19 protein-coding genes and 1 pseudogene are annotated in these 19,387 nt (G+C 64.6%); 7 read left to right on the top strand and 13 right to left on the bottom strand.

The features are described 5' to 3' along the window. The first annotated feature begins 185 nt into the window (after window positions 1-185). The gene (locus tag ACMDCM_RS15245; protein WP_412774339.1) at window positions 186-1,292 is read left to right on the top strand and encodes a molybdopterin-binding protein; all 1,107 of its coding nucleotides are present in this window, start codon (window positions 186-188) and stop codon (window positions 1,290-1,292) included. A 13-nt stretch (window positions 1,293-1,305) separates the two neighbouring features. After that, window positions 1,306-3,255: a molybdopterin biosynthesis protein gene (locus ACMDCM_RS15240; RefSeq protein WP_412774338.1), complete on the top strand. Its 1,950-nt coding sequence runs from the start codon at window positions 1,306-1,308 to the stop codon at window positions 3,253-3,255. A 3-nt stretch (window positions 3,256-3,258) separates the two neighbouring features. On the opposite strand, the gene mobA is transcribed toward ACMDCM_RS15240, so the two are convergent. Continuing rightward, complete coding sequence (gene mobA, locus ACMDCM_RS15235) at window positions 3,259-3,933, bottom strand: molybdenum cofactor guanylyltransferase MobA (RefSeq protein ID WP_412774337.1); 675 nt, start codon at window positions 3,931-3,933, stop codon at window positions 3,259-3,261. Further along, window positions 3,878-4,768, bottom strand: coding sequence for a formate dehydrogenase accessory sulfurtransferase FdhD (gene fdhD, locus ACMDCM_RS15230; RefSeq protein WP_412774336.1), 891 nt, complete (start codon window positions 4,766-4,768; stop codon window positions 3,878-3,880). Before fdhD ends, mobA begins: the two co-directional genes overlap by 56 nt. 82 nt (window positions 4,769-4,850) lie before the next feature. Between fdhD and mobB the strand changes: the two genes are divergently transcribed. Genes mobB through ACMDCM_RS15215 form a run of 3 tightly spaced genes read left to right on the top strand, consistent with a single transcriptional unit; the run spans window position 4,851 to window position 6,932 of the window. Continuing rightward, window positions 4,851-5,378: a molybdopterin-guanine dinucleotide biosynthesis protein B gene (gene mobB / locus ACMDCM_RS15225; RefSeq protein ID WP_412774772.1), complete on the top strand. Its 528-nt coding sequence runs from the start codon at window positions 4,851-4,853 to the stop codon at window positions 5,376-5,378. Window positions 5,379-5,387: 9 nt separating this feature from the next. Next, complete coding sequence (locus tag ACMDCM_RS15220; protein ID WP_412774335.1) at window positions 5,388-6,644, top strand: molybdopterin molybdotransferase MoeA; 1,257 nt, start codon at window positions 5,388-5,390, stop codon at window positions 6,642-6,644. 45 nt (window positions 6,645-6,689) lie between these two features. Further along, on the top strand, window positions 6,690-6,932 hold the full coding sequence (locus ACMDCM_RS15215; RefSeq protein WP_412774334.1) for a sulfurtransferase TusA family protein: 243 nt from the start codon (window positions 6,690-6,692) through the stop codon (window positions 6,930-6,932). Between the two features lie 56 nt (window positions 6,933-6,988). On the opposite strand, the gene ACMDCM_RS15210 is transcribed toward ACMDCM_RS15215, so the two are convergent. The 11 genes from ACMDCM_RS15210 to ACMDCM_RS15160 all read right to left on the bottom strand — a co-directional run bounded on the left by ACMDCM_RS15210 (window position 6,989) and on the right by ACMDCM_RS15160 (window position 16,544). After that, window positions 6,989-7,111, bottom strand: coding sequence for a hypothetical protein (locus ACMDCM_RS15210; protein ID WP_319797746.1), 123 nt, complete (start codon window positions 7,109-7,111; stop codon window positions 6,989-6,991). 148 nt (window positions 7,112-7,259) lie between these two features. Continuing rightward, window positions 7,260-8,276, bottom strand: a complete 1,017-nt coding sequence (locus ACMDCM_RS15205) for a formate dehydrogenase subunit gamma (RefSeq protein ID WP_412774333.1) — start codon at window positions 8,274-8,276, stop codon at window positions 7,260-7,262. Window positions 8,277-8,333: 57 nt separating this feature from the next. Further along, complete coding sequence (gene fdh3B / locus ACMDCM_RS15200; protein WP_412774332.1) at window positions 8,334-8,930, bottom strand: formate dehydrogenase FDH3 subunit beta; 597 nt, start codon at window positions 8,928-8,930, stop codon at window positions 8,334-8,336. Window positions 8,931-8,942: 12 nt separating this feature from the next. After that, entirely contained in the window at window positions 8,943-11,897 is a 2,955-nt protein-coding gene (locus ACMDCM_RS15195) for a formate dehydrogenase subunit alpha (RefSeq protein WP_412774331.1), read from the bottom strand. Between the two features lie 11 nt (window positions 11,898-11,908). Then, window positions 11,909-12,127, bottom strand: coding sequence for a formate dehydrogenase (locus tag ACMDCM_RS15190; protein ID WP_412774330.1), 219 nt, complete (start codon window positions 12,125-12,127; stop codon window positions 11,909-11,911). Window positions 12,128-12,152: 25 nt separating this feature from the next. Beyond that, window positions 12,153-12,929 carry a Cro/CI family transcriptional regulator gene (locus tag ACMDCM_RS15185; protein ID WP_412774329.1) on the bottom strand — a complete coding sequence of 259 codons (777 nt, stop codon included), beginning with the start codon at window positions 12,927-12,929 and terminating at the stop codon, window positions 12,153-12,155. A gap of 127 nt (window positions 12,930-13,056) precedes the next feature. Beyond that, entirely contained in the window at window positions 13,057-13,752 is a 696-nt protein-coding gene (locus ACMDCM_RS15180) for a DUF3306 domain-containing protein (protein ID WP_412774328.1), read from the bottom strand. After that, window positions 13,749-14,267, bottom strand: a complete 519-nt coding sequence (locus tag ACMDCM_RS15175; RefSeq protein WP_412774327.1) for a DUF3305 domain-containing protein — start codon at window positions 14,265-14,267, stop codon at window positions 13,749-13,751. The genes ACMDCM_RS15180 and ACMDCM_RS15175 overlap by 4 nt, the downstream gene beginning before the upstream one ends. Beyond that, window positions 14,264-15,271: a DUF6352 family protein gene (locus tag ACMDCM_RS15170; protein WP_412774326.1), complete on the bottom strand. Its 1,008-nt coding sequence runs from the start codon at window positions 15,269-15,271 to the stop codon at window positions 14,264-14,266. The genes ACMDCM_RS15175 and ACMDCM_RS15170 overlap by 4 nt, the downstream gene beginning before the upstream one ends. Then, complete coding sequence (locus tag ACMDCM_RS15165; RefSeq protein WP_412774325.1) at window positions 15,268-15,804, bottom strand: DUF6505 family protein; 537 nt, start codon at window positions 15,802-15,804, stop codon at window positions 15,268-15,270. The genes ACMDCM_RS15170 and ACMDCM_RS15165 overlap by 4 nt, the downstream gene beginning before the upstream one ends. Then, entirely contained in the window at window positions 15,801-16,544 is a 744-nt protein-coding gene (locus tag ACMDCM_RS15160; RefSeq protein WP_412774771.1) for a biotin/lipoate--protein ligase family protein, read from the bottom strand. The genes ACMDCM_RS15165 and ACMDCM_RS15160 overlap by 4 nt, the downstream gene beginning before the upstream one ends. Before the next feature lie 154 nt (window positions 16,545-16,698). On the opposite strand from ACMDCM_RS15160, the gene ACMDCM_RS15155 reads away from it, so the two are divergent. Then, window positions 16,699-18,675, top strand: coding sequence for a 4Fe-4S dicluster domain-containing protein (locus tag ACMDCM_RS15155; protein ID WP_412774770.1), 1,977 nt, complete (start codon window positions 16,699-16,701; stop codon window positions 18,673-18,675). Between the two features lie 119 nt (window positions 18,676-18,794). Continuing rightward, window positions 18,795-19,239, top strand: a pseudogene (locus tag ACMDCM_RS15150) (SRPBCC family protein). The last annotated feature ends 148 nt before the right edge of the window (window positions 19,240-19,387 follow it).

Genomic DNA, 19,387 nt, shown 5'->3' with positions numbered 1-19,387 from the left:
CGCAAACCGGCATCCATCCTCGGGTCAAGCCCGAGGACACGCTTCGCTTGAAAACGCGACGGCCTTATCCTTTTGAATGAGCATGATCTTATCCGAAGACCGGCTCCACTTTTCGGGGATCATGCCCTGGCACCTCTCTTCGCGAAACCCAAATCGGACTCATCATCTGGCAACGGACACCTCTCATGACGCAGGGCCTGCCGGCATCGCTCACGACGCTCGAGACGGCGGTTGCAACTTTGCTGCACGAACGCGAGGCGGTCGCGCCGAGGGAGCTTCCCCTGGCCGAAGCGCTCGGCTGCGTCGCGGCCGAAATGCCGGCTCTTCCGTTCGTTCCGGCCCATGATCGTGCCGCTGCCGACGGCTGGGCGGTGAACGCCAATGATGTGGTCGGCGCCTCATCCTATTCGCCGCTGGCCCTGGCGAAGCCGCCGGCCTGGGTCGATGCGGGCGATGTGATGCCGCAGCATTGCGACTGCGTGCTCGATGCCGGCGCGGTCGTTACGTCGGGTCCCCTCGTCGAGGTTATCGTCGAAGGTGCGCCCGGACAGGGCGTCCGGCGTGCCGGCAGCGACGTCGTCGGGGGCGACCAGCCGATTGCGCCCGGCCATCTGATCCGGCCACGCGATCTTCTCACCGCGCGGATCGCCGGGCTGAAAACCCTCAATGTGCGCCGTCCGCGGCTCCGCATCGTCAACCTTCCCGGTGGCACGGCGACGGCCCGCCTGATCGCCGACCATGCTCGCGCCAATGGCGCTTCCGTCACGGAGATCGAAGCCACAGCACGCGATGCGGCGTCCATCGCGGACGTGCTCGACCCGGATGGCTTGGACCTGTTGATCGCCGTGGGCGGCAGCGGCGTCGGCCGCTTTGATGCGACGGTCACCGCGCTCGCTCGCCGCGGCGAAGTGCTGGCCCATGGCGTCGCGCTGCAGCCCGGACGCACCGCGGCCATCGGGCGAGTTGGTACAGTCCCTGTTCTGGTGATGCCCGGCGCTCCCGATCACGCGCTCGCCGCATGGTTCGCTTTGGCGCTTCCCGTACTGGAGCGCCTGTCCGGACGACAATCGCGGCCATCGCGGCGCCTGCCTCTGTCGCGCAAGATCGCCTCAAGCGTCGGCCTTGCCGAGATCGCTTTGCTCGAGGAACGGGACGCTGCATGGCTTCCCCTCGCGACCGGTGATCTGCCGCTTCATATCATGGCCCGCGCGGATGCGTGGCTGCTGATCCCGGGGTCCAGCGAAGGATTCGCGGCAGGCGCGCCGGTCGATGCCTATCTATGGCGGGAATGACATGGATTGGAAGATGACCGAGGCTCCATCCCCGAATAACCGCGACAGCGGCGAGCAGGACCAGTTCCTGACGATCCTGTCGCGCGAAGAAGCCGTTAGGCGGTTTGAGGCCGCGCTGTTTCCACGCGCGGTCACGAGGGAACAACGCAGGCTCGCCGATGCGCTCGGCGGCGCGCTCGCCGACGACGTGGTGGCGCCGCTCGACGTGCCGCCCTTCGACCGTTCCAACGTCGACGGGTTTGCCGTCCGCTCGATCGATCTGTCCTCGGCGGGCGAAGGAACCCCGGTGCGGCTCGTGCTCAACGATGAAGCGATCGCGTGCGGCACCGCGCCCACCAAGCCGGTGCTGCCGGGAACGGCGACGGCGATCGCGACCGGCGGCCCCCTGCCGCGCGGCGCCGACGCCGTCGTCATGGTCGAGCACACCCAGCCGGCGAGCGGCTCCCGCATCGAGGTGCGCCGCACCGTTTCGCCCGGACAGTTCGTCTCCTACGCCGGATCCGACATCGCCCGCGGCGAGACGTTGCTGCGGGCCGGAACGGTGATCGGCTCGCGCGAGGTCGGTATTCTGGCGGCATGCGGCATCGCGGATGTCAGCGTCGCGCGCAGACCGCGCGTCGCCGTCATCTCGACCGGCGACGAACTGGTGCAGCCGGGCTCGCCGCTGCGCCCGGCCGCGATCTTTGACACCAACGGCGCGATCATCACTGCTGCGATAGATGAGAACGGCGGCGATGCGGTCTTTCTCGGCGCGGTCCCGGACGATGATGCACAGCTTGAGGCGGCGATGCGGCGCGCGCTTCTCGAAAGCGACATGCTGGTCTTGTCCGGCGGCACCTCCAAGGGCGCCGGCGATCTGTCCCACCGCATCGTCACCCGGCTCGGCAGGCCCGGCATCATCGCGCATGGCGTTGCCCTCAAGCCGGGCAAGCCGCTATGCCTCGCCGTCTGTGACGGCAAGCCGGTCGTGATCCTGCCCGGATTTCCGACCTCGGCGATGTTCACCTTTCACGACATGATCGTGCCGGTGCTGCGACGAATGGCCGGCCTGCCGCCGCGCGCCGATGCCAAAATCGGCGCGAAGGTGCCGGTGCGGATCGCTTCCGAACTCGGCCGCGCCGAATTCGTCATGGTCTCGCTGGTGGAGGGTCGCGACGGATTGATCGCCTATCCCACCGGCAAGGGCTCGGGCGCGATCACCTCGTTCGCGCAGGCCGACGGCTTCCTGCGCATCGATACCTTGGCCGATCACATGCCGGCCGACACCGCGGCGGACGTCACGCTGTTCACTCCGCACGTCCGGGCGCCGGACCTTGTCATCATAGGGAGCCATTGCACCGGACTTGATCTCGTTACCACGCCGCTTGCGCGCGCCGGCCTCATGGTGCGCACGATCGCAGTCGGAAGCCTCGGCGGACTGGCGGCGGCGCGGCGCGGCGAGTGCGATCTCGCGCCCATCCATCTGTTCGACGACAAGACCGAGACTTACAACATGCCTTTCCTAGCCGAAGGACTCGAATTGCTGCCGGGTTGGCGGCGCATGCAGGGCCTTGTGTTTTGCAAAGGTGACCAACGGTTCGAAGGCGCGACTGCGCAGGACGCCGTGCGCGCCGCGCTGGCCGATCCCGCCTGCATCATGGTGAATCGCAACCAGGGCGCGGGCACGCGCATCCTGATCGACCGGCTGCTCGCAGGCGCGCGGCCCGAAGGATACTGGAACCAGCCGCGTTCGCACAATGCGGTCGCAGCAGCCGTGGCCCAGCATCGTGCCGATTGGGGCATGACCATTGCTCCGGTGGCGCGGGCCTACGGTCTCGGCTTCATTCCGCTCGCCGAGGAACATTACGATTTCGCGCTGGTGACGGCGCGAAAGCAACGTCCCGCAGTACAGGCTTTTCTCGACGCGCTGGCATCGGAGGAAATCCGCGCCGCGCTGGCCCATGCCGGCTTTCGGCGGGCGTGACGGTTACCCCCCGTCGAGAGCCGCCAGCCGTTCCGCCTCGGCGATGTCCTCGACCGTGTTGGCATTGAAGAACGGATCGAGCGGCTCCGCCGGCCAGCTTACGGACGCAAGCCGGTAACGCGCGGTCCAGCGGTCGATCTTGCGGATGTCGTCCTCGACTAGCGCGCGGCGCAGCTCCTCACGCAAGCCGACATGCCAGAGTCCGATCACCGGATGCATTTGTCCGCCGGACACGGCAACCGCGAGCTGGGCCTGTTCCGCCGCGCGGCCCTGATGCAGGCGCGCGACCAGATCGCGTGGCAGGAACGGGCAATCCGCGGCGGCGCTCAGCATCCATTCGACCCCGGGGCGGTTCGCGGCCACCCAGTCGAGCGCAGCGAGAATGCCGGCGAGCGGCCCGGGAAAATCGGGCACGTCGTCGGCTATGACCGTAAGCCCGAACGTCGCGAACCGTTCGGGATCGCCATTGGCGTTGAGAATGATTCCGTCGCATTGCGGCTTCAGCCGCGCGATCACGCGCTCCAGAATGGTGCGACCGGCGATCGTCCGCATCGGCTTGTCGCCGCCGCCCATGCGTCGCGCCAGGCCGCCGGCGAGCAGCACGCCGGGGGTCGGCGGAATCTCAATCGTCACCGCCTTCTCCCTTGCGCTGGTGCCGCGCCGACTCGTCCTCGACATAAGCGAGGTTCTGATCGTAGACGATGCGCTGTTCGCCCGACAGCGCGATGAAGCGTTTTCCCCGCGTGCGCCCGACCAGCGTCAGTCCCACCTGTCGCGCCAGATCGACGCCCCAGGCGGTGAAGCCCGAGCGCGACACCAGGATCGGAATGCCCATGCGCACGGTCTTGATCACCATCTCCGAGGTCAGCCGTCCGGTGGTATAAAGAATCTTGTCGGCGGGATCGACCCCGTGCCGGTACATCCAGCCGGCAATCTTGTCGACGGCGTTGTGGCGGCCGACGTCCTCGGTGTAGCAGAGCGGCTCGCCTTCCCTGCACAGCACGCAGCCATGGATGGCGCCGGCCTCAAGGTAAAGCGAGGGCATGGTGTTGATCGTATGCGTCATCCGGTACAGCCAGGACGTTCGCAATTCCGCCTGGGGAAGTTCGACGCTTTCGACAGCTTCGAGCAGGTCTCCGAACGCGGTGCCCTGGGCGCAGCCGGAGGTCTGCGTGCGCTTCTTCAGCTTGTGCTCGAAATTGGTGTGGTGCCCGGTCCTGACCACAACGACCTGAAGATCGTCGTCATATTCGACCTCGGTGACGACGTCGTCGTATTTCAGCATGTTCTGGTTGAGCAGGTAGCCGAGCGCGAGGTATTCTGGATGGTCGCCGATCGTCATCATGGTGACGATCTCCTGAGCGTTCAGGTAGAGCGTCAGCGGCCGCTCCATCGGCACCTTGATGTCGACATTCGCGCCGGTCTGGTCGGTCCCCGTAACGAGCCGGGTCAGCCGTGAATCGTCCGGGCTGGGGACAATCAGGGGAGCCGGCGGTTTTTCGATCTTCATCATCCGAAGACGCTAGCATGACACTGGCATTGAACCGATATAAACATACGGAGAATGAATGACGTGGCGGGTTCCGGGGACCGGGATGAAAGTGATCGGCCTGGCAGGATGGAGCGGCGCCGGAAAGACCACGTTGCTGACGCGCCTCATCCCGCATTTGCTGAAAGAGGGCGTAAGCATTTCCGTCATCAAGCACGCTCACCACAATTTCGATGTGGACGTGCCCGGCAAGGATTCCTGGCGCCACCGCGAGGCGGGCGCGACCGAAGTCCTGGTGTCATCCGAGCGGCGCTGGGCGCTGATGCACGAACTGCACGAAGCGCCCGAACTCGATCTTTTTGAATTGCTGCAAAAGCTGGCTCCGGTCGACCTCGTCGTCGTCGAAGGGTTCAAGCGCGCGCCGCTGCCCAAGATCGAGGTCCACCGGGCCGGCAACGACAAGCCCTTCCTGTTTCCCGACGACGATCACATCGTCGGCGTCGTCGCCGACGTTTCGCTTGAAACCCGGCTGCCGGTGGCCCATCTCGATGATATCCCCGCGGTCGCCACGCTCGTGCGGCGCGCGGCGATGCCGGTGGAGGAGATCGATACCGCGCGCGCGGCGCGGGGCTGAAGGAGCGCCATGGCTCAATTGTCCGATGATTGCTTCGCCTTCGGCGGACCGATGATGTCGGTCGACGACGCGGTCAGCCTGATCGCGGCGAGCGTCAACGCGATCACGGATTTCGAAACGGTGCCTCTTTCCGACAGCGATGGACGCGTGCTCGCGGGCAACGTGATCGCGCCGTTGCCGCTGCCGCCCTTCACCAATTCCGCGGTCGATGGTTACGCGGCGCGGAGCCGGGAGATTGCAAAAACGGCGGAGCAGATCCTGCCGGTGGCCGGCCGCATTCAGGCTGGCGCTGCGGCATGCGGGCCGCTGGAGCCCGGTCACGTCGCGCGAATCTTTACCGGCGCGCCGCTCCCGCCGGGCGCTGATACCGTATTCATGCAGGAAGACGTCCGCATCGATCCATCAGGCAAGGTGGTTTTGCCGCCCGGCTTGAAACCGGGCGCCAATGTCCGTCCTGCGGGTGAGGACATCCGACAAGGCGAGATCGGCTTGCGCGCCGGCCAGCGCCTGCGCCCGCAGCACGTCGCGCTCGCGGCCGCGTTCGGCTTGACGCATCTCAAGGTCGTCAGGCGGATTCGGGTCGCGGTATTTTCGACCGGCGACGAGTTGGCCTCGCCCGGCCAAGCGCGTGCCGGCGCGCAACTCTTCGATTCCAACCGCTTCATGCTGATGGCGATGCTGCGCAGGCTCGGCTGCGGGGTCACCGACCTCGGCATCCTGCGCGACGACCCCGCATCGCTCGCCGGCGGCTTGAAGAATGTCGCGGGCGAATGCGATCTGATCCTGACCAGCGGCGGCGTTTCAACCGGCGAAGAGGATCACGTCAAGGCGGCGGTCGAAAGCATCGGGACGCTGGTGATGTGGCGCATGGCGATCAAGCCGGGCCGTCCCGTCGCGATGGGGATCATCGGCGGCACACCCCTGATCGGATTGCCGGGCAATCCGGTCGCAAGCTTCATCACCTTCGTCCACGTGGTGCGGCCGACCGTGCTGGCGTTGTCGGGCGCCTTGCCCGAACCGCTTATTCCGATGCCGGTACGCGCGGCTTTCACCTACAAGAAAAAGTCCGGCCGACGCGAATATGTCCGCGCCAGCTTGCGCAGGGCCGACGATGGTGCGATCGAAGCTATCAAGTTTCCGCGCGAGGGCGCGGGGCTTTTATCCTCGCTGGTCGATACCGATGGCCTGGTCGAACTCGGGGAGACCGTGACCCGGGTCGAGCCCGGGCAGGACGTCGGGTTTCTTCCCTACGCCGGCCTGCTATGAGGATGCTGCGTTGACCTTGGGCGCTCCCACCTTCATCCTGCGCGCATGAACAGGACGAAGCTCGATCTCACCGGACTGAAATGTCCCTTGCCCGCCTTGAAAACCAGGAAGGCGCTGAAGCCGTTGCGGACGGGCGATCAGCTCGAAGTGCACTGCACCGATCCGTTGTCGGTCATCGATATTCCAAATCTGATCCGCGAAACCGGCGACAAGGTCGAGATTACCGAACGCAGCGAGCAGCGCATCGTTTTCCTGATAGAGAAAACCAATGGAGCGGCAGAAGCCTGAATACGGGCCGCTGCGCTTTTTCTCATCACGTGCCGATCAAGCAGTACGGTGCCGGATTAAAGGCGAACGGCTGACGTGGAGAAGGCAACGCTGACCGGTTTCTGAACGACGTTAAGGCCCTCGACGGCCACGAGCGCGAGCACCACGGCGCAGACGCACGCCAGCAGAAAGGCTTTCATTCGAGTGTCCTCCGGAACGAGGTATCATTTGCAATGGGATCCGATCCCGTTTCGACGAGACCGCCGCAAGACCTGCCAGACGTCCTGACAAAACGTGCCATGACAACCGCCGGCCGGACAAACGGGACAAACACGACGACCTGAACTTTTACTCCGCAGGCGTGGCCGACGGCTTACGGCGCGTCTCGTTCGTTGAGGGAGTGCGGGCGTTTTGTTCATCGAGCCAGAGACTGTGATGTTCCCTGGCCCAGTTCACGTCCACCGTGCCTTCGCCCATCGCTTCGAACGCCCCCTCCATTCCGATCGTGCCGATATAGATATGGGCCAGCATGACGGCGACGAACAGCACCGCGACCACGGCGTGAACGACGTGCGCGAGTTGCATGCCTTCGATGCCGGTCAGATAGAAAGGAAACATCAACTGATAGCCGGTCGCCGCGACAAGGCCGCCGCCGATCACGACGATCCAGTAGACACCCTTCTGACCGGCATTGAAGCGGTACGCCGGCGGGTGGTCATGGCCGACCATCCCGCCGCCGCGCTTGAGCCACTCCACGTCGACCTTGTTGGGGATGTTGCCGGCGATCCACATCAGGAAAATCAGGACGACGCCGATGGTGAAGGGGAAGCTCAGGTAATTGTGCGCATACTTCGCCCACTGCGACCATTCCGAAAACACATCAAAACCGATCAAGGGCAGCAAAAGCGGGCGGCCGAAGGTGATGTTCAAGCCCGAAATCGCGAGAATGATGAAACAGGTCGCGGTCATCCAGTGCACGAAACGCTCGAAGGCCGAGAAGCGGACAATGGTGCGGCCTGAACGGCCGCTTTCGATGCGCACCATGCCCCGCGCCAGATAGAAAACGCTGAGGAGGGCAAGCATCCCGAGGATCGCGATCCCGCCAATCCAGCGCAGCGTGACATTGCGGAAATGCCGCCAGTCCCGGCCGGCCGGCTGTTCCAGCATGCTCGATCGCTGATCGGGAATGCTGACGCGTCCCTGGATACGGCTGTGTTCCTGAAAAAGCTTCTGCTCCGTCACTGCGCTTGCGTTGGGGTCGACGCGGGACGGCTGCTGGGCGGATGCCGGAACGGCGAAAACCATGACGACGAACAAGGTCCAGGCGCAGGCGACGAAGCGAACGTATCTTGCAAAAGACGCCATGAGGATTCTCCCTCGGTTGTCAGCCGCGCCTGTCGCGCAGCCGCTTCCTCCCGCCAATCACGACGCAATGTTTTCCCGGTAGGCTGTCTGCCAACCCCATGCGCCGGAACCATATCCCCGTTTCGTCACCCTCTCCTTGTAGATTTCCGCAATCACATCGCCATCGCCCGCGAGCAGCGATTTGGTCGAGCACATCTCCGCGCACAGCGGCAGCTTGCCTTCGGCAAGACGATTGGCTCCGTATTTTTCGTATTCAGCCTTGGAGCCGTCGACCTCCGGCCCGCCGGCGCAGAACGTGCACTTGTCCATCTTGCCGCGCGAGCCGAAGTTGCCGACCTTCGGATACTGCGGCGCGCCGAACGGACATGCATAGAAACAATAGCCGCAGCCGATGCAAAGATCCTTGGAGTGCAACACCACGCCGTCTTCCGTGGTGTAAAAGCAGTCCACGGGGCACACCGCGGCGCATGGCGCGTCGGTGCAGTGCATGCAGGCCATCGAGACCGAGCGCTCACCCGGCTTGCCGTCGTTGATGGTCACGACGCGCCGCCGGTTGATCCCCCACGGCACCTCGTGCTCGTTCTTGCACGCGGTGACGCAAGCGTTGCATTCGATGCAACGATCGGCGTCGCAGAGAAACTTCATCCGGGCCATGGCTGTTGCTCCTTATGCCGCGACGATCTGACAGAGCGTGACCTTCGGTTCCTGCATGCCCGTCGCGGGATCATACCCGTAGGACGTGATCGTATTGGCGCTCTCGCCCAGCACGATCGGATCGGCCCCCTTCGGGTAGTTGCCGCGCAGATCGACGCCTGCGTACCAGCCGCCGAAATGGAACGGCATCCACGCCACGCCCTTGCCGACCCGCTCCGTCACCAGCGCCTTCATCTTCGCTCTCGAATTGTTCTCGGCGCCCGTCACCCAGACCCAGCCGCCGTCCTTGATGCCGCGTTCGGCCGCGTCCGCGATGCTGATCTCGATGAACATGTCCTGCTGCAATTCGGCCAGCCACGGATTGCTCCGCGTCTCCTCGCCGCCGCCCTCATATTCGACCAGACGACCCGAGGAGAGGATGAGCGGGAATTGCTTGGCGATTCCCTTCTCGACCGCGGCCTTCTGCACGGAGAAGCCGATATTGGGCAAACGGAACTGCCTGGCGTCCGGCAACGTCGGATATTTCGACACCAGATCGACACGCGGCGAATAAATCGGCTCGCGATGCACCGGGATCGGGTCCGGCAGGCCGAAGGCATTCATGCGCGCCTTGCCGTTGCCGTAGGGAACGCAGCCGTGCATCAGCGCGACGCGCTGGATGCCGCCCGAAAGATCGAGCGACCACGACACCGTATCCGGCTTGGCGGGATTGACCTTGTTGATCGTGGCCATCTCGCTCTCGGTCAGATCCTTGTCCCAGCCGAGCTTCTTCAGGCTCGCCAGCGTGAATTCAGGATAACCGTCCTTGATTTCCGAATCCTTCGAATAGGATCCATCCGCGAGCAGGCTGACCTTGCGGGTGCTGCCATCGGGCAGTTTCTCCTCGCGCTCGAGTCCGAAACGCGGACGGAAGCAGCCGCCGCCATCCATGACTGCGAGATTGGTGTTGTAGAGCAGCGGGGTGCCCGGATGCTTCACCTCGGGCGAACCCCAGCACGGCCACGGCAAACCGTAATAGTCACCGCCGACTTCCGGATCGTCCTTTGGCGCCCGCATGGTGACCAGATCGAACTTGTGCTGGTTCTTCATGTGCGCCTTGAGGCGTTCCGGCGATTGGCCGCAATAGCCGGTCGACCAGCTCCCGCGATTGATCTCGCGAAGGATGTCCTCCGCCACCGGCAGGTTGTTCTCGACCTTGATGTTCTTGAACAGCTTGTCGGCGAAGCCGAGCTTTTTGGCGACAAGATACATCACCTCGAGGTCGTCCTTGGATTCGAAAGTCGGCTTCACGATCTGCTCGCCCCATTGCAGCGAGCGGTTCGAGGCGACGCGCGACCCCTTGCATTCGAACTGCGTGGCGACCGGCAGAAGGTAGACACCGTCCTTGCGGCCGGACTGCACCGCCAGCGAAGCCCAGGTGGTCGGATGCGGGTCGGCGATGACGAGCAATTCCAGCGCCTTCAGTCCCTTCAATGATTCGGGGATCCGGGTAATGCTGTTGCTGGCGTGTCCCTGCACGAACACCGCCTTCACATTGTCCTTCTGGGCCACGTCGGTTTTCGGAAGGATGACCGCGTCGAACCACCGCGTCAGCGGAATGCCGGGCGTCTCCATCGATTTCTTGTCGTCGAAACGCGACCGCAGATAGTCGTAATCGACCTCCCAGACTCGCGACCAGTGCCTCCAGGCGCCTTCGGCCAGGCCGTAGTAGAAGGGCAGCGTCACGATATCGAGCCCGACGTCGGTCGCGCCCTGCACGTTGTCGTGGCCGCGGAAGATGTTGGCGCCGGTGCCAGGCTTGCCGACGTTGCCGGTCAGCAGCAGCGCGATGCAGCTCGCGCGCACGTTCGCCGTGCCGACCGTATGCTGGGTCTGTCCCATGCACCAGATCAAGGTCGCGGGCTTTTCCGTCGCGAACATCTTGGCGACGCGCTCAAGCTGCGCGCCCGGAACGCCGCTGACGCGCTCGACTTCCTCCGGAGTCCACTTCTCCACTTCCTTGCGGAGATCGTCGAAGCCGTAAACCCGCTGCCGGATGAATTCCTTGTCTTCCCAGCCGTTCTTGAGAATGTGCCACATCATTCCGTACAGAACCGGAATGTCCGTTCCCGGCCGCAGCCGCACGTATTCGGTGGCGTGCGCGGCGGTCCGCGTCATGCGCGGATCGATCACGACGACATTCGCCTTGTTCAGTTCGGCGCCTTCAAGAAGGTGTTGCAGCGAAACCGGATGCGCTTCGGCGGGATTGCCGCCCATGATGATCTGGGTCTTGGAGTTGCGGATATCGTTGAAGCTGTTGGTCATCGCGCCGTAGCCCCAGGTGTTGGCCACGCCGGTCACGGTCGTCGAATGGCAGATGCGCGCCTGGTGATCGGTGTTGTTGGTGCCCCAGAACGCACCGAGCTTGCGGAACAGATACGACCCTTCGTTCGTCATCTTCGCCGAGCCGAGCCAATAGACCGAATCGCCGCCCGACGTCTCGCGGACCTGCATCAGCTTGTTGCCGATCTCGTCGATCGCCGTCTCCCATGAAACGCGCGTCCATTGGCCGTCGACGAGTTTCATCGGGTAGCGGAGGCGGCGCTCGTTATGGACGAGTTCGCGCACCGAGGCGCCCTTGGCGCAGTGCGAGCCGCGATTGATCGGCGAATCCCAGCTCGGCTCCTGGCCTATCCAGACCCCGTTCAGCACCTCGGCGGTGACGGTGCAGCCGACCGCGCAATGCGTGCACACGCTCTTGCGAACCGTGGCGCCCGAGGTCAGCGGCCCCGCGACCACCGCCGCTTCGGCCTTGCGGACGGCGCCGAGCGGCAGCGTGCTCAACGCGGCAAGGCCGCCGGCGGCCAGACCCGAACGGCGCAGGAACGTGCGGCGGTCGAAGCCTTGTCCATGCTCGGCCGGCGTCGCGAGAGCCGAACCGCCGCGCGCGATTTGCGCATTCTGTCGCTGCGCTCTCTTGATCAGCACGGCAGCCTCCTTCAGCCCGGATAGCGGTTGACGCGATAATACGCCTTGACGTCGTCGGTCACCCGGTAGCGCGATTTGCGCTTCTCGTCGTTGGTCTCGCTATCGGCCATGGCGGGAGTCGCAAGCGGCGCTGCAGCCATCGCGCCGACGCCCAGCGCGCCGATGCCGACCCCGCGCAGGAAACCACGACGGCCGACGGCTGCCTTGCCATCATTGTTGTCGTTCTTCATCGCGAGTCCTCCCGTGGCTTGCTGCTCAATCGGTGAGCGTAAAGGCCGCCGCCTCGATTTCCAGAAACAGGCGGCCGAGCGAACCGACCGATCGATAGAAATTGGCGGCGGCGGCGTTCTCCATGTCGGAGAACAAACGTCCCATCCAGGGCGCGATATGCTTCTCGAACATCAGGCGCTGAGCATCTTCGGAGGCCGGAATGCGGCCGCCCGCCAGGGCAGCCATGATCTCGCACAGCGTTGCCGCGTGATCCTCCGGCTCGTAATTGGTCTCGACGCGCTCGATGCCGAGCGTGGCGAGATCCTGCCGCAGGCGCGACAGCGGACGTTCGTTGAGAAAGCCGGTCAGATAGAACGATGCGTAGGGCAGCAATTCGCCTCGTCCCAGGCCGAGGAACAGGTCGAAATATTCGCGTTCGACGACTGCGGGAGCAATTGTCGATGCCGCGTCCGCCAGCCGGGCATGCGCCGACCCAAGCGGCGTCGCATCGCCGCGCAGCCGGGCGATCTGTGCGAGCAAGGTCTCCGAAGGGGCGCGCGAGAGCAGCGTGGAAAGCAGCGCATATTCCCGAGCACGACCGATATTAACGTCGTCAACGTCATCAGCCACGGCCAGCTCGCTATAAAGATCGGGACGAAGTTCGATGCGCGATATGCCGGTTACGGCTTCCACGGCGATCACCCGCTCCGCGGGCACCCTGTTCCAGCTCGAGACCGAGGGCTGCGTAATGCCTATTCTGCGGGCAAGCTCGGCCTGCCCGCCCGCCACCTGAATTGCCCGATTTAATCCCGCATCGCGCATATTTTGTTTCCCGAGCGAGCGTTCCCAGACGCGTCTTTACTCTTTGGAACGGTTAAAAAACTAGGCCCGTGCGCCGGCGGTCGTCAACCGCCAACTATAGGATCGGCCTATATCTTTGGTCGAAACCCTATCTCGGCAATGCGCCGCCGTGGGTGCGACGAACCGCCGGGGAGACATCAGCGCTGCCTTGAGCGCCATCCTGCCGTTCCTGCGGAGCAGGGTTGGCATCTGGCACCGCAACATGCCCTGGCTCGTGATGCTCCACCTCGTGGGCGACTTGCCCGGCCGCCGCGGCGGGCATATCGACCTCGCCCGGCAGCCGATCGCGCTCAGCCCGCGCCGACGGAGCCTGATCGGTACCCTCATGCGGCGCGGCAAGTTCTGCGATGTCGTCGGCCGCGCGCCCAACGCCCCCGACGATCCTGCTGACCAGATCGCGCAACTCTTCCGGCGAATAGTCCAGCGGACCGAACCCCGGCATCGCATCGGGATCGTTGAAATCCCAGGCATTCTCGGCGAGCCCGACGAAGTCGCGGATGGTCGGGTCGGCGATCCAGGCCCGGCGGAGCGCCTCCCGGCTCAATGCCGGCGGAACGCCCTTGCGCAGGAACGCGGTGACGTCGGTGGTCGCCGAGATCGACTCAAGCGGCGGCAACGTCGAGAGATCGAATTCCTCGACCGGATCCGCCGCGCCGGTCGAAGACGGCGGGACATTCTCGTCCTTCGCCTCCTCCAACCCGGTAGCAGGCGCTTCGGAGGGGGCGGGCGCGTTCGCCGTGCGTTTGCGGCGCGACCAGCGGCTCAGGAAGTCCTCGTCCGTCATTCGTCCCGGCCTCCGCGACCGCGTCGCGCCAACGCTTCGAGATCGGCGCGACCGCGCTTGCGCTTGACGAACTCTTCCCTCTCGACGTGGTGTTCGGCGATGAACCGTTCAATGGCGCTGCGGATGACATCCGGCATCGGCACCGGTTCGACAAGATTGGTCGACGCGTCGGTGAAGCTCTCGCCCTCGGCGGAGTCGGCCGTGACCGCGGTGACCGCATACGGCCACGAACCTTCGGACGGACTCAGGATCACCCAGATGCTGGCCGAACCGGAAGCCAGGTTTTCGCGATAACGCGCGGTCTCCGAGCGGTAGAGATCGATCGCGGCGCTTCCGGCATAATAGAGCGTGCTGTCCGCCTCGGCGTGCAGCCGCGTCCATGGCGCGAGGTCGGGCGCGTCGGGCAGCACGCCGACCGCGCGCCAGATAAAATCGGTCCAGGCGGATGCCGCCGCGCGGCGTTCGATCACCACGCCGACAGGAATGCTCACAAGCGGTAATGCGGCAGGACTCAACTCGCGGCCTCCAGATGCCTGATGGGCAGCCCGGTGACCAGGTTCTGCGGTTTCATGCGCAAAATCCGATCGGGCGATGCCGCCAAGATCAGATAAACCGGCTCGTTCACCCGCCCGTCGATGATGGCCGCATGGTCCGGAAACACAAGCTGGAAAAGCGCAACGACGCGACCGGCCATGCCCTCGTCGAGGAATCCGTCATTCCAGAGCCGGTCGCCGATTTTGGTCGCCTCGGCGTCAAGTCCGACGTACCAGGTGAAACCTGCGTCGCGCAGTTCCGCGACCGGCTCGATCGTCACATCGACAGCGAGTAGATGCCTGATCCAGCGGGTCATTGCTTCCGCAAGGGCTGCGCGACCGCATCCCGCGGCCGAGAGATCCAGCCCGAGGTCGAACATATCGCTGCGACGCCAGTAGCTGGCGGCATTCGCGTCGTCCATGATCTCGATCTGGGCGTCAGCGGCCATGTCCAGCAACGACAGCAGCGGCGCAACGGACTGCGGATGCGCGCTCGCGATCCATTCCTCGTCGGCCGCTATCAAGGACTGTTGATTCATCATGATCCGCTGCGGCCGGAAAAACATTTCGCCGGCTCGCAAGACGAACGGATCGTCGCAGCCATCGAGCGCGTTGCGCAGGATGACGTGAGCGAGTTGATTGACGAACAGCGGCGGCAAGCTCACCGGCCCGCCGCGCATCAAGGCGAGATAGGCGGCCTCGAGCGTCGGATGGCGCAACAGCAGCTCGCGAAACGCCAGCACGAACCGCCAGTTTTCCCGCGCGTCGGGATCGGCGATTGCGGAAATGTCGGCCGCGTCAACCGGCCGTCGTGGTTCGGCCAGCAGCGCCTCATGCAATTTTCGCTCGAGCACGCAGGCATCCGTCGGCGGCGTCAATTCGGGCCGGATGAAATAAGCCTTGAGAAATTCGTCGGTCACGGCCAACCCGCCGCCCGGTGCGCGGTCGAGCAGATGATGGCCGCAGGATATCCAGAAATCCCTCATTTGCTTTCACGCCCTAGAAAGGCGCCGGCCAGATCGATCTCCTCCGCCGCTTGTTCGTCATCGACTTCCAGGAACGAGAACGCGCGATGAGGTTGCGATCCGCCGCGCGACCGCAGCGCGCGGAACGCTTCGCGGATCTCGCCGCCCTCCATCGTGCGGCGGATCGCGATGAGGATGCCCGCCGGCTCGCTGCAAAGCGATTCGGCAAAAGCGACTTCGTCCTCGGCCGCTGCTCGCGCGACGGCGAGGTCGGGCGCGCCGAGCCGCTCGACCAGACGGTGCGCAAGCAGGTCCACGACCGTATCGCGCTCGCCATCCTTCACGTCCACGACCTGAACGAGGGTCGACCAGCCCCAGGATTGCAAGCCGAGAAATCCGCTGCGAAACGCGGAGCGCGCCTTGCCCTGCAGCGCCGCCGGGTCATCGCTCCAGAACCGGAAGGTGCCCGGCACCGCCCATTCGCCGGGCTCGGCGGGCGGATCGAACACGAATGTATCCGACGGATCGAGCGCGACTGTGCGAAGCAGCTTCACAGGCGCGGACCTTCCGTATCCGGATCAAGCCACGACGGCGATTTCAACGCCGGCAGCAACGCGCAGCGCACGGCGTCCGCGTCGCCTGTCCGGCGCACGAGCAGATCGCCATTTTCGGCGATCTCGTGAATGACGCCCGGCGTGCGCGGCAACCGTTGCACGAATTGCCGTACAAGGCTGTCAAATCCATCCGACTGCCAGACATCGCATGCCGTCATCAGGTGACGCGCAAAAGCCTCGGTCAGCCTTGCCGCGCCGACATCGCCGAACCCTTCCTGCTCGAGCGACGTCGCCAGCGGATGCGCGCCCCGCTCTTCCCCCGACATCAACGCCGTGCGGATCATGGCACCGAACACCAGCCACTCCGGGCGTTCGTCTTCCCTCGTCATTTCCGGCCATCCCAGACGCCCGCCGCCGATCAGACCGCCATCGATGCGAACGACGTCCGGCCACTCGATCGTCACCAGCTTTCCCGGAGGCGCGCCGGCGACGAGGGCGTCGCTCAACGCGACCATGCCGGCGTAAAGCGCGCGGCGCGCCGTGCGCAACGGTTCATCCGGTTCCAGAACCACCGCGAATTCCGCGAGGTCGAAACGGCCGACATGGACCAGCGTGCCGGCGCCGCATTGCGAGGCGATATCGACCGCGTGGGTGAATGCATCGAAACGCTCGCGCAGCCCGACCGGCGTAAACGGCGGCGGCAGATCGAGACCCTGTTCGAAGGGAGCGCGGACGCGCATGGTCGGCGGCAAGACGATCTCCGGCGACTTTCATTCGTTCCCATATAATTATAAGCTCCCAGCTTCCGATGCGAGTCCCGTGGCTGCGACAGCACAGGGAGAAACAATGACGGATCGACCCCGGAAAATCCTGATGTGCTCGTGCGAGGACACGATGCGCTTGGATTCGGCCGCGGTCAGAAAGGCGTGCCCCAATGCCGAGGTTTCCACCTTTCGTCACATGTGCCGGACCGAGGTGGAACGATTCCGCGATGCCCTGCAGGACGGCGCCGCGCTGACTGTGGGCTGTACCCAGGAGGCGCCGCTGTTTTCGGAACTGGCCGGCGAGCGCGACATTCCGGTCAGTTTCGTCAACGTGCGCGAAACCGCGGGTTGGTCCGCGCAGGGAGACAACGCGGGTCCCAAAATGGCCGCGCTGCTCGCGGTTGCGACCGAACCTTCGCCGGACTTTCCGCTGGTCAGCCTGTCGAGCGAAGGCATCATTCTGATTTATGGCCGGGACGAACGCGCGATCGAGGCCGGGAACCTGCTGGCTGATCAACTCGACGTGACTGTCCTGCTCAGCCAGCCGGAGGCGCTGGAGCCGCCCGGCGTGGCCACGTTTCCGATCGCGCAAGGAACCATCCGCGCAGCGACGGGCCACCTCGGTGCGTTTGAATTGACGGTCGACGATTACGCGCTGGCCCGGCCGTCTTCACGCGACAGGCTGATATTCGAACAGCCGCGCAACGGGGCAGTCTCGCGCTGCGATCTCATCCTTGATCTCACCGGCGGCGCTCCGTTGTTTCCGGCGCACGATCTGCGCGACGGCTACGTGCGGGCCGATCCCCGGGATGCGGCAGCGGTCCTGCGCGCGGTGCTCAAGGCCCGCGATCTTGTCGGCAGCTTCGACAAGCCGCGCTACATCGACTTCACCGCGGAGCTTTGCGCCCATTCGCGTTCGAATATCGTCGGATGCCGGCGGTGCCTCGATCTCTGCCCCACCGGCGCGATCACACCCGACGGCGACCATGTCATCGTCAATGCGGAAGTTTGCGCCGGATGCGGCCAATGCGCCGCGGCATGTCCGACCGGGGCCGCATCCTATACGTTGCCTCCGGCGGATGTGCTGCTTCACAAATTGCGCGCGATGCTGATGGCCTACCATGGAGCCGGCGGCGCCGATGCCATCGTGTTGCTGCACGATGACGAGCATGGCGCGCCATTGATCGAGGCGCTCGCGCGTTACGGCGAGGGCCTTCCCGCCAACGTGCTGCCGCTCGGCGTCAATGAGGTGACGCAGGTCGGACTGGAAGCGATTGTGGCGGCCTTCGCCTATGGCGCCGCCGGCTTGCGCGTCTTGTTGCGGGCAAAACCCCGCCACGCCAGCGTCGGGCTTGGCAAAACGATGGCGCTGGCCGAGACGATTCTCGCGGGGCTCGGGCTCCACGGCCCTCGTGTTTCGACGATCGAAACCGACGACCCGGATGCGCTCGGCGCGGCGCTGTACGGCATCACGCCGGCCGCTGCCGTCCAGCATCCGGCGAGCTTCAGGACGGTCGGCAGGCCGCGCGACGTTCTGCGTTTCGCATTGCAGGAGTTGCATCGGGTGGCGCCGGCGCCGGTCGATGTGATCGCGCTTCCCGATGGCGCGCCGTTCGGCACCCTCGAGGTCAATGTCGAAGGATGCACGCTCTGTCTGTCCTGCGTCTCCGTTTGCCCCACCGGCGCACTGCGCGATGATCCGGAACGGCCGCTGCTTCGATTCGCCGAGGATGCCTGCGTGCAATGTGGTCTGTGCCAGGCGACGTGCCCGGAAAAGGTCATCAAACTGGTGCCGCAAATCGACTTCCGCGCCGCCACGGCGCCCGCGCGCACGCTCAAGGAGGAAGAGCCGGCGCTTTGCATTCGCTGCCAGAAGCCGTTCGGCGTCAAAAGCACCATCGACCGGGTCGCGGCGAAGCTGGAGGGCCGGCACTGGATGTATCCCAACGCCGACAAACGCGTCGCCGCCATCCGCATGTGCGCCGACTGTCGCGTCATCACCATGAGCGAGGATGGCTTCAGCCCGTTTGCCGGTGTTTCAGAGCGCCCGGCGCCGCGCACCACCGACGATTACCTGCGCGAACGCGAACAGCCGGCAAAAAGCTGACCCTGAGCGGAGAGCAATGGGGCTCCAACCCGCCTTTGCGCACAGCGGTCTGGGTCCCAGTGAAAGTCTCCAGGAGACAATCGAACAACTTTGATGAAGCCGGACCGCAGGGAGACATCATGCCCAACACGATCCGTCTGCATCGCGTCATTGCCGCCAGGCCTGAGAAGCTCTACCGCGCCTTCCTCGAACCGGATGCGATTGCAAGCTGGCTCCCCGCCGTTCGGGTTTACCTGCACCGTTCACGAACTTGATGCGAAAGTCGGCGGCAATCACCGAATGTCATTCCGGAATTTCACCACCGGGAAAAGTCATTCCTTTGGCGGTTCGTATCTGGAACTCGTTCCGGGCGAGCGTCTCGTCTACACGGACAAGTTCGATGACCCGCACTTGCCCGGCGAGATGAGGGTCACGGTGATCCTGAAGGCTGTTTCGCTCGGCACAGAAATCAACATCGAACAGCAGGGCGTGCCGGATACGATTCCCGCCGAGGCCTGTTATCTCGGCTGGCAGGAATCCCTTTGCAAGCTCACGAGACTTGTCGAGCCTGAAATCAATCCGTAGGCGCGGGTTCGCTCAGCTCCGTCGCGGCGAGCGCTGCGATGTCGGAAAACGCATCAAGCAGCAGTCCCATCTCAAACCAAAATCAAAAATTCTCGCCCAGGCCAGGCATCGGCTCATCAGCCATTCCCGACCTTCATGCCACCTTTAC

It is taken from the genome of Nitrobacter sp. (assembly GCF_047149785.1).
GTDB lineage: Bacteria > Pseudomonadota > Alphaproteobacteria > Rhizobiales > Xanthobacteraceae > Nitrobacter.
This window is presented reverse-complemented; position numbering and strand designations above follow the sequence as displayed.

Excerpts from the sequence above, each read along its gene's own strand:
- ACMDCM_RS15245 (WP_412774339.1), top strand. The coding sequence starts at position 186 with ATGACGCAGGGCCTGCCGGCATCGCTCACGACGCTCGAGACGGCGGTT.
- ACMDCM_RS15240 (WP_412774338.1), top strand. The coding sequence starts at position 1,306 with ATGACCGAGGCTCCATCCCCGAATAACCGCGACAGCGGCGAGCAGGAC.
- mobA (WP_412774337.1), bottom strand. The coding sequence starts at position 3,933 with ATGTCGAGGACGAGTCGGCGCGGCACCAGCGCAAGGGAGAAGGCGGTG.
- fdhD (WP_412774336.1), bottom strand. The coding sequence starts at position 4,768 with ATGATGAAGATCGAAAAACCGCCGGCTCCCCTGATTGTCCCCAGCCCG.
- mobB (WP_412774772.1), top strand. The coding sequence starts at position 4,851 with ATGAAAGTGATCGGCCTGGCAGGATGGAGCGGCGCCGGAAAGACCACG.
- ACMDCM_RS15220 (WP_412774335.1), top strand. The coding sequence starts at position 5,388 with ATGGCTCAATTGTCCGATGATTGCTTCGCCTTCGGCGGACCGATGATG.
- ACMDCM_RS15215 (WP_412774334.1), top strand. The coding sequence starts at position 6,690 with ATGAACAGGACGAAGCTCGATCTCACCGGACTGAAATGTCCCTTGCCC.
- ACMDCM_RS15210 (WP_319797746.1), bottom strand. The coding sequence starts at position 7,111 with ATGAAAGCCTTTCTGCTGGCGTGCGTCTGCGCCGTGGTGCTCGCGCTC.
- ACMDCM_RS15205 (WP_412774333.1), bottom strand. The coding sequence starts at position 8,276 with ATGGCGTCTTTTGCAAGATACGTTCGCTTCGTCGCCTGCGCCTGGACC.
- fdh3B (WP_412774332.1), bottom strand. The coding sequence starts at position 8,930 with ATGGCCCGGATGAAGTTTCTCTGCGACGCCGATCGTTGCATCGAATGC.
- ACMDCM_RS15190 (WP_412774330.1), bottom strand. The coding sequence starts at position 12,127 with ATGAAGAACGACAACAATGATGGCAAGGCAGCCGTCGGCCGTCGTGGT.
- ACMDCM_RS15185 (WP_412774329.1), bottom strand. The coding sequence starts at position 12,929 with ATGCGCGATGCGGGATTAAATCGGGCAATTCAGGTGGCGGGCGGGCAG.
- ACMDCM_RS15180 (WP_412774328.1), bottom strand. The coding sequence starts at position 13,752 with ATGACGGACGAGGACTTCCTGAGCCGCTGGTCGCGCCGCAAACGCACG.
- ACMDCM_RS15170 (WP_412774326.1), bottom strand. The coding sequence starts at position 15,271 with ATGAGGGATTTCTGGATATCCTGCGGCCATCATCTGCTCGACCGCGCA.
- ACMDCM_RS15160 (WP_412774771.1), bottom strand. The coding sequence starts at position 16,544 with ATGCGCGTCCGCGCTCCCTTCGAACAGGGTCTCGATCTGCCGCCGCCG.
- ACMDCM_RS15155 (WP_412774770.1), top strand. The coding sequence starts at position 16,699 with ATGCGCTTGGATTCGGCCGCGGTCAGAAAGGCGTGCCCCAATGCCGAG.